Raw genomic sequence first — 14095 nt, 5'->3', positions numbered from 1 at the left:
GCCCCCACAATGCGTTGTCGAATCCAGACTTCCTGCACCATCGACAGTTTTCGGCACGCGCCGGGGGGACGTCCACGCAGCCTTTCTGTCAGGGAACCCTCGCCGGCGGTCTGTACCTTTCGCAACCACGCCTGAACCGTCCGGACATGAACTCCTGCCACCTTCGCCAGTTCAACGCCGCTCAGGCCCGACTGCTTCCGCAGTCGAAGCACCATCTTCCGCAGCGTATCTCGCCCCTCATAACCCAGCTTACGCGCATCAATCTTTTCCATGCGGAAATCATACAGCAAACAGCCTATTTAAGGGCCGGGTTAATAGTAATGGATGCGTTGCTTGGTCAGGATTACATCGATACGGCTCAGGCCGCAGACGTACTGCAACTCGCGAAGGACGACGCTCGCCGCATTCTGGACGGCATGTGCTTGCCGCCGATGAATCTGATCGAACGCAGGGGGCATACATCGACTGCCACGTTCCATCTCGCAAAAGGGATTGCGAAGGAGTTGAAAGGAAAAGCCGCCTATACCCGAACGCGCGGGCTTAATCCGGTACGGTACGCGGAGATGGTGCGGGAATATCTTCGTGATCACCAGCGCATCACCAACGGCGAACTACGAGAACTGCTTGGCTTGGGAAATTCCGCTTCGGCGCAAGTGGAAGCGTCGCGATATTTGAAGAAATGGAGCCAATCGGATGGATTTCTGGATAAGCTCGGGACTGGGAATCAGCGCTACTACACCTTACGCAGTGCTTCTTAGCATTTCCTTAGCAAACTAAGATTTTTCGGGGGGCGCGGATTTGTATCCATATAAAACAACAGGTTGCGTAATTAGCAAGTTGCTAAACAAGCCGTTTATCAGGTGGTTTTCTCTCTCATGGTCAATATGACCGAGGTGTTGATATGACTGAGGACCAACTCGAACAAGAAACCCTCGGCTGGCTCGCCGACGTTGGCTACACCCACCTCTACGGCCCGGACATCGCCCCGGACGGTCCCGCACCGGAACGCGCTAACTACCAGCAGGTGATCCTGCGCGCCCGGTTGCAAGACGCGATCCACCGCCTGAACCCGGGCATCCCCACCGCCGCCAAGGACGATGCCCTCAAGCAGGTCCTCGACCTCGGCATCCCGGCGCTCTTGTCGGCCAACCGCCAGTTCCACAAGCTGCTCGTGTCCGGCGTTCCGGTGCAGTACCAAAAGGATGAGGAGACGCGGGGCGACTTCGTGCGCCTGATCGACTGGACGCACCCCAGCAAGAACCGCTGGCTCGCCGTCAATCAGTTTGCGATCAAGGGTGTCCACTATAACCGGCGCCCTGACATCCTCCTCTTTGTCAACGGCCTGCCGCTGGTGCTGATGGAGTTGAAAAACCCGGCCGACGAGAACGCCGACATCTGGAAAGCCTACGACCAGATCCAGACCTACAAGGCGCAGATTCCTGACGTCTTCGAATACAACGAGCTGCTGGTGATCTCCGACGGCAGCGAAGCCCGCCTCGGTTCGCTCTCGGCGAACAGCGAACGCTTCATGCAATGGCGCACCATCGACGGCGTCACGCTCGACCCGCTCGGGCAGTTCAACGAACTCGAAACGCTGATTCGCGGCGTGCTGGCCCCGGCCCTGCTGCTCGACTACCTGCGCTTCTTCGTCCTCTTTGAAGACGATGGCACGCTGGTCAAGAAGGTCGCCGGCTATCACCAGTTCCACGCGGTGCGCTCGGCCATCGACCACGTCATCGCCGCCTCGCGCCCCGGCAGCGATCCCGCCCGCAAGGGCAAGGGCGGCGTCGTCTGGCACACGCAGGGCAGCGGCAAGAGCATCACCATGACCTGCTTTGCCGCCCGGGCGATGCAGGAAACGGCGATGGAGAACCCGACCATCGTCGTCATCACCGACCGCAACGATCTTGACGGGCAACTGTTCGGCGTCTTCTCGCTGGCGCAGGACCTGTTGCGCGAACAACCGGTACAGGCCGAGAGCCGGCAGGATCTGCGGGCCAAGCTGGCGAACCGACCCTCCGGCGGCATCATCTTCGCCACCATCCAGAAATTCATGCCCGACCCGGACGAGGATTTCTTCCCACGCCTCTCCGACCGGCACAACATCGTGGTCATCGCCGATGAGGCACACCGGACGCAATACGGCTTTGAAGCGAAGCTGAAGACTTTCGCACCGAAGGCCAGTGCCAACGATCCGCAGGCGCTGATGGCTGCCGAACCGGGCGCCAGCTATCAGGTCGCGTATCAGGTCGGCTACGCCCAGCACCTGCGCGACGCGCTGCCGAACGCCACCTTCGTCGCCTTCACCGGCACGCCCGTTTCCAGTGAGGACCGCGATACCCGCGCCGTGTTCGGCGACTACATCAGCATCTACGACATGCAGCAGGCGAAGGAAGACGGCGCAACGGTCGCCATCTACTTCGAGTCCCGCCTTGCCAAGCTGGCGCTGAAGGAAGACGAACTGCCGCACCTCGACGAGGAAGTCGAAGAACTCGCCGAGGACGAGGAGGAAGACCAGCAGGCTAGGCTCAAGAGCCGCTGGGCCGCACTGGAGAAAGTCGTCGGCGCCGAACCGCGCATCGCCCGTGTCGCCGCCGATATCGTGGCCCACTTTGAAGAGCGCAACAAAGCGCAGGACGGCAAGGCGATGGTCGTCGCGATGAGCCGCGAAATCTGCGTGCATCTGTACAACGAGATCGTGAAGCTGCGCCCGGACTGGCACGACGCCGATCCGGAGAAAGGCGCGATCAAGATCGTGATGACCGGCTCGGCCAGCGACAAGGCGCTGCTGCGCCCGCACATCTACAGCAAGCAGGTCAAGAAACGGCTGGAGAAACGTTACAAGGACGCTACGGACCCGTTACGGCTGGTGATCGTCCGCGACATGTGGCTGACCGGCTTCGACGCGCCGTGCCTGCACACGCTGTACGTCGACAAGCCGATGAAGGGCCACAACCTGATGCAGGCCATCGCCCGCGTTAATCGCGTGTTCAAGGACAAGCAGGGCGGGTTGGTCGTTGATTACATCGGCATCGCCAACGAACTGAAAAGCGCGCTGAAGGAATACACCGCGAGCAACGGACGTGGGCGGCCGACCGTCGATGCCGCCGAGGCCTATGCCGTTCTCGAAGAAAAGCTCGACATCCTGCGCGGCCTGTTGCACGGCTACGACTATTCCGACTTCCTGACGGCGGGCCACAAACGGCTCGCCGGGGCCGCCAACCACGTCCTCGGGCAGAAGGACGGCAAGAAGCGCTTTGCCGATACGGCGCTGGCGATGAGCAAAGCCTTTACCCTGTGCTGCACGCTCGACGAAGCCAAGGCCGTGCGCGAGGAAGTGGCCTTCCTGCAAGCCGTGAAGGTGATCCTGACCAAGCGCGACCTGAGCCAGCAGAAGCGCACCGACGAGCAGCGCGAACTGGCGATCCGGCAGATCATCGGCTTGGCGGTCGTCTCCGAGGAAGTCGTCGATATATTCGACGCGGTCGGTCTCGACAAGCCGAACATCGGCATCCTCGACGAAGAGTTCCTCGCCGAAGTGCGCAACCTGCCCGAGCGCAATCTGGCGGTGGAACTGCTCGAACGGCTGCTCGAAGGCGAGATCAAGTCACGCTTTGCCGGCAACGTCGTGCAGAACCGGAAGTTCTCCGAACTGCTCGGCGACGTGATCAAGCGTTACCAGAACCGCGCCATCGAAACCGCGCAGGTCATCGAAGAACTGATCGACATGGCCAAGAAGTTCCGCGCGGCGGCGAGCCGGGGCGATGAACTGGGCCTCACCGAGGATGAAATCCGCTTTTACGATGCGCTGGCGAACAACGAATCGGCGGTGCGCGAACTGACTGACGAGACGCTGAAGAAGATCGCCCACGAACTGACCGAAAACCTGCGCAAGAACCTGACGGTGGATTGGTCGAAGCGGGAAAGCGTGCGCGCCACGCTGCGCCTGATGGTCAAGCGCATCCTGAGGAAGTACAAATACCCGCCGGATCAGCAGGAGGAGGCGATCGAACTGGTGTTAAGACAGGCAGAGGCGTTGGGGGAGGCGTGGGCGTAGGGCGATCCAAAGCCAAAAAAGAGAGGGGTAGTCACTTTGTCTAATGCAACACCGTCGCACGTTCGCGCTATTTCGCTGGTGCTCGCGCTCGCGGTCGTCCTCGGGGGCTGGTTGGCGCTGGAGTACAGCAACCGCCAGCCTGTCGATGCAAGACCGCCTCCAGCACTCACCGAAAATATGCGACCACATGAGTCAATACGACAAGTGGCTCCTGCGCAGAAGGTGCCGGGCGCGCCAGCAGAGCGATTGCCGCGCGATGTACAACTGACGTTCAAGTGCAAGAAAGACGGCCGGACTATGTTCAGTGATCAACCGTGTCCGTTTGGCGCCAAGGAGATTTCGGTGACAACCGCCGAAAAACAACAGGCAACAGCACCGGACAACCGGTTGGCCCAGATGAAACGGGCTGTCGCGCAGATGGAATCGGATCGAATTGCACGCGAACAGGTATTGAATGCCGAGTTTGCTGTGCGGACAACGGCAACGGGACCTTCCAAGACAAACCAGTGCAAGGCGATCGATGAACGAGTGGCGTCTATCGATGCTCTGCTACGTCGCCCTCACGACGGCCATACGGGCGATTACTGGACAGGCGAAAGGAGGAAACTCATGGACAAGCGATTTGATCTGCGGTGTTGAGCGCAGGAAGCCTACCGAACCAGTAGGCGGCGGCGTGAGTTTAAGCGGACAGGGGCGTTCCTGTTTCGCCCATCAACTCCGATACGAGCGTCAGCACGCGGTCTTTTGCGTCGTCCCCGAGAACCGTGTACCGGACAAGTAGCATCGCCAGTTTGTCGTCATCGCAGTAGAAATACGCCACCGGTACGCCGAGGACGGCTGCCAATTTCTCCGCAATCGAGAACGGCGGCTCGTGCGTCCCGGTCTCGTAGCGGCTAATCCGGGCGCTGCTGCTCCCCTCGTCCATCCCGATCATCACCCCCAACTTATCCTGCGCAATACCAGCCCGGACACGCGCCTCGCGGAGGCGACAGCCGAACAGCGTATTGGGAATCGATAGACGCGGCATCCATCGATAATCGTAGAACGACCTTGTGCTTACTCTACGAAATTCGTAGGATTGATGGCTGCATACGCCAACAGCCTAAATCCCAAACGATGAATACAAACACCAAAAAGAAATATCCGGACTCCATTCGCTACATCCCGATGATTGTCGACGCGCTTCGGGCCGTTGGAGGATTCACAAAAGCGTCATCAGTCAAAGACTGGATCGCGGACAGCATGACATCGTCCAATCAGCCTGTTCCAGATAAAGTGCTCGCCTCCGGCGCCACGAAATTCGCTAACGATATTCAATGGGCACGCATGTATCTGGTAAATGCCGGGTTCCTCGAACCGATGGAGACGGCCGGATACGGCAATTGGAAGCTGACACGTAAAGGCTGGGATGAGCGGGTAGATGACAGGGGCGCCATCACCATTTACGAAGCAACTGCAAACAAGGGGAAAGCGCAAAAATCGAGCGCAGAAGACGCTCCGTCAGAATCTGCTCAAGGCGAACTCCCGGGAACGTCATCTTGGGCGCATGAGTTAAAAAAAATACTCACCGAGATGCCCGACAAGGGTTTTGAACGCCTCTGCGCCCGCATCATGACGGAGAACGGGCTGCTGGCCACAAAAACCACCGGACAAACCGGAGACGGTGGTGTTGATGGCGAGGGCTTTCTCGCATTTGACACACTCGGCTTGATTAAGACACGCGTTGCGTGGCAGTGCAAGCGCTTTAAAGATATCAAGGTTCCGCCCAGTGAGATTCGAGATTTTCGCGGGGCGATCGAAGGGCGAGCGCAATACGGGCTATTTTTCACAACGTCGACATTCACCCCCAGCGCGGAGGTCGAAGCACGTCGAGCTGGCGCAACAGCAATCGAATTAGTCGGTTTGCTCAAACTAATAGATTTAATGAAAGAGCATGAAATCGGCGTTAAAAAAGCCGTTTGCGACGCAGCCCGTAGCACTTACGAGGTCAATTCGGTGTTTTTTGATGAATACCTTCACCCAGCAGGTACTAAAAGCAACGCCCATCAGCTGTTATGAGCGTCAGGGACGGTGACGATATTTCAGCAGTAGCTTTATCCCATTCGTTTGCCGATACTGTGTCGCAAACGATAAGAGAGTCCCATGGCACAACAACTCAAACTAAAAATCCACGAAGTCGATATTCCTTGGCCACTACCGTGGCCATTCAAAGGGCGCCTCCTTGCGGGTACACCGTCGAGAAACAAACCCCGCGCCACCAGCATGGCCGCGTGGAGCGGCCAGATCGTCGAGCTAGCGACTCAGCAGAGCAAAGCCTATCTCGCAATTCCAGACAGTTTCTGGCAACTGGACATCGAACAGGATGAAGATGTAAGGAATAAATCTACCCCGTATATTCGAATCAAGGACAATCCGGGGGCAAATCCGCCGCAGATCTTGGATCTGGACGGGAGCCTCTCAGACATTATTCAGCACCTGACCGATGGCGAAGACGTGTTGATCCTCTCGGCGGCACGGAAGATTTCCGGTTTCATCCCAGCCCTATTCAGTATGCTGAGCGACCAAAGCGGTCACATCGAGAAAATTTTGTATCCGATTGAGCATGGAGGCTATGTATTGACGCAACAGCATCGCGGATACCTAAGAGGCATCTATGACGCCAAGAGCATCAGGGCACTGAATCTCGATTGCGCCAACGCCGACGCTAACGGCCGTTGGAACGACGGGGAAAACGGCGTTGCGCCACTTTCAGAAGAATCCATCGGCCACCTGCAAAAGGACATCTATTGGACGAGGGATCAACTGCAGTCCCTCGCCGGTGAGCTATTCAACGAAATAACCCCAGAATTGATGGACATCGCCCAGTTTCTGAGCGAGTGCGAGGAACATCCGGGCGCGGACACCACCGTAGGCGCCATGGCCTCGATCACTTACCGCCTCTGTGACGTATTCAAAGAAACCGCCAATATCGGCCGTGAGGCGTTGGACGTTACCGAAGGCGAATGGAGTGAAATCCCCGACTATCAACTTGGTAGTAGGCTCGCGAAATTGCGTGGAGGGCATACGCTGATCGCCGAACGGTTGGCCCGCCTCTACGACAGCGCGCTCTGTTTTATCCCTTGCGACCTAGACGTCCTGCTGGGCCATCCTGAAATTACCAGTGCAAAACACCTCCAGCAAACCGTCAAGCTGATCGCCGACCAGATCGAAAAAATCTTCGGCCGGTTAGACGACATGAGAGTTGTCGCGTTAAATATCAATCAAACATGTCCGGAAGAACAGGAACCTTGCAAGAAGGATCGCGACTGGAAGGCAGTACAGGCCATGCTGGAGACTTGTCTTCAAACCTGTCGGGAGAAAACAGAGACCGAGCCACCGCGCTGGGTCGACAAACCGACGCAACACCCCAAACACGGCGAGTCGGGCAACATAGTGACTATCAAACATCCGACAAAGCCGAGCGCGGCCGACACGTGGCACAGCAATAGCCGTACGGCGATCTTCGTTCCGGGCGGCAAAGCCCCCAAAACACTGAACGCCGTGCCGGTCCACGCATGGCGCGACCATCCTCGGCAGAGTGACGACTGGAACGCCTGCGACTTGCTCATGCTGAGCCTAAACGAACTACCGCCGCCGAAACATTCACTACCACTGGCTTCCGGCGTCGTTGCCGTCGAACCGGACGGGCGCATCTGGATGGTCTCGCCGACGAACAAATTCGGCGGTTACGAGACGACCTTCCCCAAGGGAAAACTCGACCACGCCGGTCTGAGCCTGCAGGCGAACGCGATCAAGGAAGGGTACGAAGAATCGGGCTTGAAGGTCCGTATCACCGGATACCTCGGCGATTTCAAACGGTCGACGTCGATTACTCGGCTTTATCTGGCCGAACGCGTTGGCGGGGACCCGACGGGCATGGGGTGGGAATCACAGGCCGTCAGGCTGGTACCGCCGGCAGAATGGGGCAAGCATCTGGAGAATCCGGCTGACCAACCGGTGCTGGCCGCGCTCCGCAAACATTTTGGAATCGAGGGGTAAGCCATGTGGGTGTTTTTTCCGAACAGTTTTGTCAGCATCGTGGACAAGGGCGACGCCAGTGGGCAGACGTTGCTGGTACGTGCACGTCGGAACGGTGAAATCGAGGCGATCTTCCCCGATGCCGAGGTGATCGAGGGCGCCGGGACCGACTACCGCTATCGCGCGCGAATCGACCGCGAGGAAGTCGCGCAACGGGTTTCAGACGCCATCCGCGGCATCCGTTTCAGCAACTTCAAGGCGACGGTCAAAGATCATGACCGCCACGACGCCTACATGGGGGTCTGGGACGTGATGTACCAATATCAGGAAGAGCACTGAAGAGTTGGACGCTCGAGCACGACGCATGGCGGATTAATCCTTCATCTCCAAAACCAGCGCTGAAATCATCAATGGCAAGAACAGACGACACCATCGCAACGAGAAAGTCATGGCCCAACCTCCGTCGCATGCCGAAGCGGCACACGACCATTTTTCTCGACTTTCAACTGGATGCACTGCAATCCGCTCGTGTACGCCAAGGGTTCATCCCCGCCATGCAGGAAGAAAAGTGGTTCGCCTATTTCGAGAACAACACACTGTACCAGCATCGCAGTTGGTCTGGCACCCTGATCGATCAGATTCATTTTGTCGAAGACGGTGACGGGCTGCGGGCCACTCATGCTGAGGTTAATCGCTATACACCGCATTACGCGAATAAGGATGATGAGGAAGACCGGCGGCGCATTGCCGATATGGTGCTGCAACTGGCGCAATTACCGGCCGGTGCAAAATCGACAGCGGTCGACCCGATGATCGCAGGAATTGAGCAGGCGCTGAAGCCCAACTATCTTGGGTCACCGGAAGTTATCCGGTCGGTACTCGCCCCGTACGTCGATACGCTGATCGGTGTCTGGCGGTCACGGTTCGACGAAACACCACCTATCGTCACCTACGACGATCAGAACAGAGCATTTTCTACGCTACTGACCATATTGAGCGGCAAGGATCCTGCTTACACGACCATGCCGTGGCATTCGGTTGAGCAACTGGGACAGGCCGCCATCAAATACCTAAACCTCAATGCAGAGTACTGCGAGGATGAACCGTTGGAATTCATTCTCGGCGAAGGAATCGCCGCCTTTGGGATCGAAATCAATCACGTTCTACAAACGTTCTTGTATTCCGAAGGGGACGATTGGAGTCGGGACGTCGCCCCCCTGCTGGGGCAACTGCTTCAATTTTTTGAAACGGTTCTGCTCGGCACGAACAGTGTATTTTTCCCGGGGGTAACGCTGAACGATTTGCGTGCAGACTCTACAAATTAATCTATCCGAACTGTCGAAAGCAGTAACGAGGTGTCGCGTATCAAGTACAAGAGAAACGCAAGCCCCGCATATCCGTACGACATGCGCACCGTAGACGCGAAACGGGGAGCGTCTCACGACTACGGTGCGTTATCGGTAGCGAATTAAGCTGCGACGCTCAGCGCGAATATTTCTGCCAACCGCACCACTCCCTTCGGCGTAACGCGCACCTGCCGATAACACTGCTTGGAGCCGTTGCCCCACAGCACCGTTTTTACCTTGTGCACGAGATACCCGGCCTCCTCTTTGTCGCTATACCCAACGCGCTCAGCGCTGCCAGTGCGGCGGTACGTCCAGCCGTGCGTATCCATCCATGCGAACAGAAACTTGGGCGCAACCTGCAGGCACTTAGCCGCATCGGTAATGCACATCGCCCCTTCCGACTTCGAAATCCGGTCCAGTGCTTCCACCTTCGAAGCTTGCTCAGTGAGTTTTTCCTCCAATGCGATGACCTTCTCGGTATAGGACAGCAGACAGTTGCGCAGCGACGCGGGGTCGTTCATATCCAGCCCGAACCCGCCGGTCTTGCGGATCGACGGTAGTACCGTGCCAACCACCCACTCTTCGAACTCGATCGCTTTCGGGAGTTTTGAGCGCATCACCAGCCGGTAAATGTCACGCTCCGGAATAATGTTTGTCTGAGGATCAAGGGTGGGCGAAACACCTACCCCCACCGGACGATAGGACTTGCAATGCGCCTTCACCGCCTTGGCGGTATCCGCGTACCCGAGCGCATCTGCAATATCCTTTGCCACAAACCATGGTGTTTCATCGCTCACTACGACACGAACGAGTGCTTTATCAAACGAGAATGGAATCACAAAAGACATAACTCTGTTCCTCAAAAAAAGAAAGTAAGTCCGAGGTTGGCTTACAGAGTAATCCCTACCTCGACATGCCTATTGTTTTGTCACGACCAGATGAGATGGAACTGTATGCGACACGCCGCTTCGACAATCCACTCTGTAGATATCCTTTTTGCATTAGGGCATTGTGTCCCTGTTTGCGCCGGTGGCGCCAAACCGCACTCCACGCGACAGTAGTGGGCCGAAAACCGGGCTGCTTGGAAGAAAACGGCGAACAATGACCGGAGTGACCCGCTCCCCGGAAACGGATAAACGAACCTGCCGGCAGACGCCGGACAGCAGCCTAAACAGCCAGCGGCCGTGAGAATCGGCTTTGACGGTGGAAATGCAACCTACCATGACCGCGCGTGACGCTGGGGCAGGCGGAGAGGCTACCCGACAGGACAACAGTCCATAGCGGTTCGATAAAGGTGTATCACCCCTCCACGAGGGCAGGCAGGTGGTACGGGTTAGGGTTGCTCTCTCTTGAAAGGGGGGGGCGATGCGTAATGGTCAGTCGCTGGATCACAGCGCGAAAAGCCCGATGCAGGTAATTCCCGGAGAACTCTCTCTCCTCGCCGTTTTGGTGCTCCGGAGATTAAGGCTGCCGACGATCGTGTCTCACGCCGTCTCGCCCAATCGCATTGGGTATTGGGGGGCTTGTTGGGGGGTAAAACAAAAAAGCGCCCCGCAAGGCGCTTTTTTGCTAGGTATCTGGCGGAGAGGGGGGGATTCGAACCCCCGTTAGGCTTTCACCTAAACACGCTTTCCAGGCGTGCGACTTAAACCACTCATCCACCTCTCCAGAAGAGGGCGCATTCTAGCAGAAGCGTTTTTGTTAACCAAATGCTTGTTGGCGCTTGTTGCGCGTAGTCGTGTTCCTGTTGATTACCTCGGCGACCCGTTCTGCGTGGCGATTTCCACCGTGACGTGAACGAGTTCTTCGTGAATGCTCAGCTGGCGGCGGATTTCGCCGGCGTCGATGGCCGAGTCGGCGCTCAGGGCGACGATGCAGGCGTAGTTTCCGCGCCCGACCCGCCAGACATGGAGGTCGGTGACCTTGACCGGCATCGGCAGTCCGGCGAGAACTTCGTGCACCTCGGCGACGATGGGAGCGTCCATTTCCGCGTCGAGAAGCACCCGGCCGGTGTCGCGCAACAGGCCGACGGCCCAGATCGACACCAGTGCGGCACCGGCGATGCCCATGACAGGATCGAGCCAGGAGGCGCCCCAGAACTTGCCGAAGAACAGCGCGACGATCGCCAGCGCGGAGGTCGCGGCGTCGGTGATTACGTGGATGTAGGCGGAGCGCTGGTTCAGGTCATGATGGTGTTCGCCGTGCCCGTGGTCATGGCCGCCAAGTGGATGTCCATGGTCGTGGTGATGCTCGTGGTCGTCCCGCAGCAGCCAGGCGCAGGCGAGGTTGACCAGCAGACCGACGACAGCGATGACCATGGCCTCGTCGTAATGGATTGCGGACGGCGAGATCAGTCGCTCGACCGACTGGAAGAGCATCACGGCGGCGATGCCGATCAGGAAAATGGCGCTGGTGTAGCCCGCGAGGATTTCGATCTTCCATGTCCCGAAAGCGAAGCGCGAATCCCGCGAGAAGCGGCGGGCGGCGGCATAGGCGAAGGCGGCCAGGCCGAGCGCGAGGGCGTGCGAGCTCATGTGCCAGCCGTCGGCCAGAAGGGCCATCGAGTTGAAGATCCAACCGCCGGCGATTTCCGCGATCATGGTGATGATGGTCAGGCCGATCGCCCAGCGTGTGTTGCGTTCGGCGAGCGGATTGCCGGTATCGAAGACTTCGGTGTGACAAAGTTTTCCGGCATGGGTGGTGGCTTGCATGGTGGGGCTCCAGATGATTGCTTGATATACTATACCCGAGTATATGTTTTTTCAATGAGAAAGATTCGCAACCACTGGAGGATGTGTCGTGCCCCATACCGTCAAGGGAAAGAAGCAGCTTCTGCTCCGCGTGCGTCGCATCAAGGGGCAGGCCGAGGCGCTGGAGAAAAGTCTCGATCAGGGCAGCGAGTGCTCGGCCGTGCTGCAGCAGATCGCGGCCATCCGCGGCGCGGTCAATGGCCTGATGCTGGAAGTCCTCGAAGGCCACCTCCGCGATCATCTCGGCACCAACGTGATTCCGGAAGAGCAGCGCAGGGAAGATCTGGAACAGGTGGTCTCGGTCTTGCGCAGCTATCTCAAGTAATTCCCGGGGTGACGAATATTTCGGTGTTTCCTTAAGTATCCTTTAAGTCCCAGCGGCGCATTCTCCTCATTGCCGACGAGCATCTTGCTCGCGTATCGATAGTGAAAGGAGAGCGCCATGAAAGCGAAAACACTGAAATTCTCGGTGCTGGCGTTGGCCGTTGCGGGATTTGTGGGCGCCGGGTATTCGTTCTATACCGGGAATGCCTTTCCCCCGTTCGGACTGGTTCACGCTGCCGTCCAGCAGCCGTCTTTGGAGACTCACGCGCAATCGTCATTGCCGATGGCGTTGCCGGACATGAGCGCGATTGTGGCGCGAAACGGCCCCGCCGTCGTGAATATCAGCGTGTCGGGTACGCGCAAGGTCAGCGCCGGCGTGCCGGACATGCAGCTCGATCCCAATGACCCGTTCTACGAATTTTTCCGCCAGTTTGGCGTTCCTCGCCAGCAAGGCAATACGCCGATCCACGGGCAGGGATCGGGGTTCATCGTCACGCCGGACGGCATAGTTCTGACCAATGCACACGTCGTGAATGGAGCTGATGAAGTTACGGTGAAACTTACCGATAAACGCGAATTCAAGGCCAAGGTGCTTAGGGCGGACAAGGCGAGCGACGTTGCGGTGCTGAAGATCGACGCCAGCAATCTGCCGGTCGTGACCAGTGGCAATGCCAGCGATGTTCGCGTTGGATAATGGGTGCTGGCGATCGGTTCGCCCTACGGCTTCGAGAATAGTGCCACCGCGGGCATTGTCTCCGCCAAGTCGCGTTCCCTGCCGGACGGCGGTTATGTTCCGTTCATCCAGACCGACGTCGCGGTCAACCCGGGCAATTCCGGCGGCCCGCTGTTCAATATGGCCGGGGAGGTGGTCGGGATCAATTCGCAAATCTATTCCTGGAGCGGTGGCTACCAGGGGCTTTCATTCGCGATTCCGATCGATGTCGCGATGAACGTGGAGACGCAGATCGTCGAACACGGCAAGGTGCAGCACGGGCGGCTTGGAATATCGATTCAGGAGGTGAATCAATCGCTGGCCGAGTCCTTCGGGCTCAAGAAACCGGGCGGGGCGTTGATCGGGACGGTTGAAAAAGACAGTCCTGCCGAGAAAGGCGGGCTGCAGACCGGCGACATCATCCAGCGCATCAACGGTCGTGAGATCGGAGCGTCAGGCGAACTGCCGGCGATCGTGGCGGCGATGCGGCCCGGCGAGACGGCCAAACTTCAGATCTGGCGTAAAGGAAACACGAAAGAGCTCTCTGTCGCCGTCGGGGCGCTTGACGATCAGAAACTTGCCAGCAACGATGCGAACCCCGGCGACAAGGGGCGGCTGGGAGTAAGCGTTCGACCGATGACGCCGGATGAGCAGGCTCAGGCCGATGTCAAAGGCGGCTTGATCGTTCAGGACGTCGACGGTGCGGCCGCGCGCGCGGGTATTCAGGCCGGCGATGTCGTGCTTTCCGTCAATGGCGAGCCCGTCTCGAAGGTGGAACAATTACGGGCCTTGGTGGCCAAGGCCGGAAAGCGGGTTGCGTTGCTCATAGAAAGGAATCACGCGCGAATCTTCGTCCCGGTCGATATTGGCTGACGTCGTGCCTGATTGC

At 58.2% G+C, this 14095-nt stretch carries 12 protein-coding genes, 1 tRNA gene and 1 pseudogene; 10 read left to right on the top strand and 4 right to left on the bottom strand.

Going from position 1 to position 14095, the window contains the following annotated elements:
• The 3 genes from BO74_RS06115 to BO74_RS06105 all read left to right on the top strand — a co-directional run.
• The coding region (locus BO74_RS06115; RefSeq protein WP_496440829.1) for a hypothetical protein at positions 1–758 on the top strand (758 nt) is incomplete at its 5' end.
• Positions 759–901: 143 nt separating this feature from the next.
• Positions 902–4057 carry a type I restriction endonuclease subunit R gene (locus tag BO74_RS06110; protein ID WP_496440827.1) on the top strand — a complete coding sequence of 1052 codons (3156 nt, stop codon included), beginning with the start codon at positions 902–904 and terminating at the stop codon, positions 4055–4057.
• A gap of 36 nt (positions 4058–4093) precedes the next feature.
• Positions 4094–4696 (top strand): hypothetical protein, encoded by a 603-nt coding sequence (locus BO74_RS06105; protein WP_496440825.1) that lies wholly within the window; start codon positions 4094–4096, stop codon positions 4694–4696.
• Between the two features lie 40 nt (positions 4697–4736).
• Here the strand turns inward: BO74_RS06105 and BO74_RS06100 are convergent, their stop codons facing one another.
• Positions 4737–5084 (bottom strand): helix-turn-helix domain-containing protein, encoded by a 348-nt coding sequence (locus BO74_RS06100; RefSeq protein ID WP_496440824.1) that lies wholly within the window; start codon positions 5082–5084, stop codon positions 4737–4739.
• 89 nt (positions 5085–5173) lie between these two features.
• Between BO74_RS06100 and BO74_RS06095 the strand changes: the two genes are divergently transcribed.
• From BO74_RS06095 to BO74_RS06080, 4 genes are all read left to right on the top strand, one after another.
• Positions 5174–6115 carry a restriction endonuclease gene (locus tag BO74_RS06095; protein WP_496440822.1) on the top strand — a complete coding sequence of 314 codons (942 nt, stop codon included), beginning with the start codon at positions 5174–5176 and terminating at the stop codon, positions 6113–6115.
• 84 nt (positions 6116–6199) lie between these two features.
• Entirely contained in the window at positions 6200–8095 is a 1896-nt protein-coding gene (locus BO74_RS06090) for an NUDIX hydrolase (RefSeq protein ID WP_496440820.1), read from the top strand.
• Positions 8096–8098: 3 nt separating this feature from the next.
• Complete coding sequence (locus BO74_RS06085) at positions 8099–8413, top strand: hypothetical protein (protein WP_496440819.1); 315 nt, start codon at positions 8099–8101, stop codon at positions 8411–8413.
• A gap of 71 nt (positions 8414–8484) precedes the next feature.
• Positions 8485–9399: a hypothetical protein gene (locus BO74_RS06080; protein ID WP_496440818.1), complete on the top strand. Its 915-nt coding sequence runs from the start codon at positions 8485–8487 to the stop codon at positions 9397–9399.
• A 143-nt stretch (positions 9400–9542) separates the two neighbouring features.
• Here BO74_RS06080 and BO74_RS06075 read toward each other — a convergent pair whose 3' ends face one another.
• From BO74_RS06075 to dmeF, 3 genes are all read right to left on the bottom strand, one after another.
• Positions 9543–10268, bottom strand: a complete 726-nt coding sequence (locus BO74_RS06075) for a phage antirepressor KilAC domain-containing protein (RefSeq protein WP_496440816.1) — start codon at positions 10266–10268, stop codon at positions 9543–9545.
• A 730-nt stretch (positions 10269–10998) separates the two neighbouring features.
• Positions 10999–11088 (bottom strand) — tRNA-Ser (locus BO74_RS06070).
• A gap of 83 nt (positions 11089–11171) precedes the next feature.
• Complete coding sequence (gene dmeF / locus BO74_RS06065; RefSeq protein WP_496440815.1) at positions 11172–12131, bottom strand: CDF family Co(II)/Ni(II) efflux transporter DmeF; 960 nt, start codon at positions 12129–12131, stop codon at positions 11172–11174.
• An 88-nt stretch (positions 12132–12219) separates the two neighbouring features.
• Here dmeF and BO74_RS06060 point away from each other — a divergent pair, with 88 nt between their 5' ends.
• The 3 genes and pseudogenes from BO74_RS06060 to BO74_RS06050 all read left to right on the top strand — a co-directional run bounded on the left by BO74_RS06060 (position 12220) and on the right by BO74_RS06050 (position 14079).
• Complete coding sequence (locus BO74_RS06060) at positions 12220–12495, top strand: metal/formaldehyde-sensitive transcriptional repressor (RefSeq protein ID WP_496440813.1); 276 nt, start codon at positions 12220–12222, stop codon at positions 12493–12495.
• A gap of 117 nt (positions 12496–12612) precedes the next feature.
• Positions 12613–13374, top strand: a pseudogene (locus tag BO74_RS06055) (trypsin-like peptidase domain-containing protein); the annotation flags it as partial.
• Complete coding sequence (locus tag BO74_RS06050; protein WP_496440830.1) at positions 13348–14079, top strand: PDZ domain-containing protein; 732 nt, start codon at positions 13348–13350, stop codon at positions 14077–14079. The pseudogene BO74_RS06055 and the gene BO74_RS06050, both read left to right, overlap by 27 nt.
• Positions 14080–14095 lie beyond the last annotated feature (16 nt).

The organism is Propionivibrio pelophilus DSM 12018 (genome assembly GCF_059569095.1).
Note: the sequence above shows the minus strand (reverse complement) of the source record. Positions and strands in the feature narration are given on the sequence as shown.

Excerpts from the sequence above, each read along its gene's own strand:
- BO74_RS06110 (WP_496440827.1), top strand. The coding sequence starts at position 902 with ATGACTGAGGACCAACTCGAACAAGAAACCCTCGGCTGGCTCGCCGAC.
- dmeF (WP_496440815.1), bottom strand. The coding sequence starts at position 12,131 with ATGCAAGCCACCACCCATGCCGGAAAACTTTGTCACACCGAAGTCTTC.
- BO74_RS06100 (WP_496440824.1), bottom strand. The coding sequence starts at position 5,084 with ATGCCGCGTCTATCGATTCCCAATACGCTGTTCGGCTGTCGCCTCCGC.
- BO74_RS06090 (WP_496440820.1), top strand. The coding sequence starts at position 6,200 with ATGGCACAACAACTCAAACTAAAAATCCACGAAGTCGATATTCCTTGG.
- BO74_RS06095 (WP_496440822.1), top strand. The coding sequence starts at position 5,174 with ATGAATACAAACACCAAAAAGAAATATCCGGACTCCATTCGCTACATC.
- BO74_RS06080 (WP_496440818.1), top strand. The coding sequence starts at position 8,485 with ATGGCAAGAACAGACGACACCATCGCAACGAGAAAGTCATGGCCCAAC.
- BO74_RS06050 (WP_496440830.1), top strand. The coding sequence starts at position 13,348 with ATGGCCGGGGAGGTGGTCGGGATCAATTCGCAAATCTATTCCTGGAGC.
- BO74_RS06085 (WP_496440819.1), top strand. The coding sequence starts at position 8,099 with ATGTGGGTGTTTTTTCCGAACAGTTTTGTCAGCATCGTGGACAAGGGC.
- BO74_RS06075 (WP_496440816.1), bottom strand. The coding sequence starts at position 10,268 with ATGTCTTTTGTGATTCCATTCTCGTTTGATAAAGCACTCGTTCGTGTC.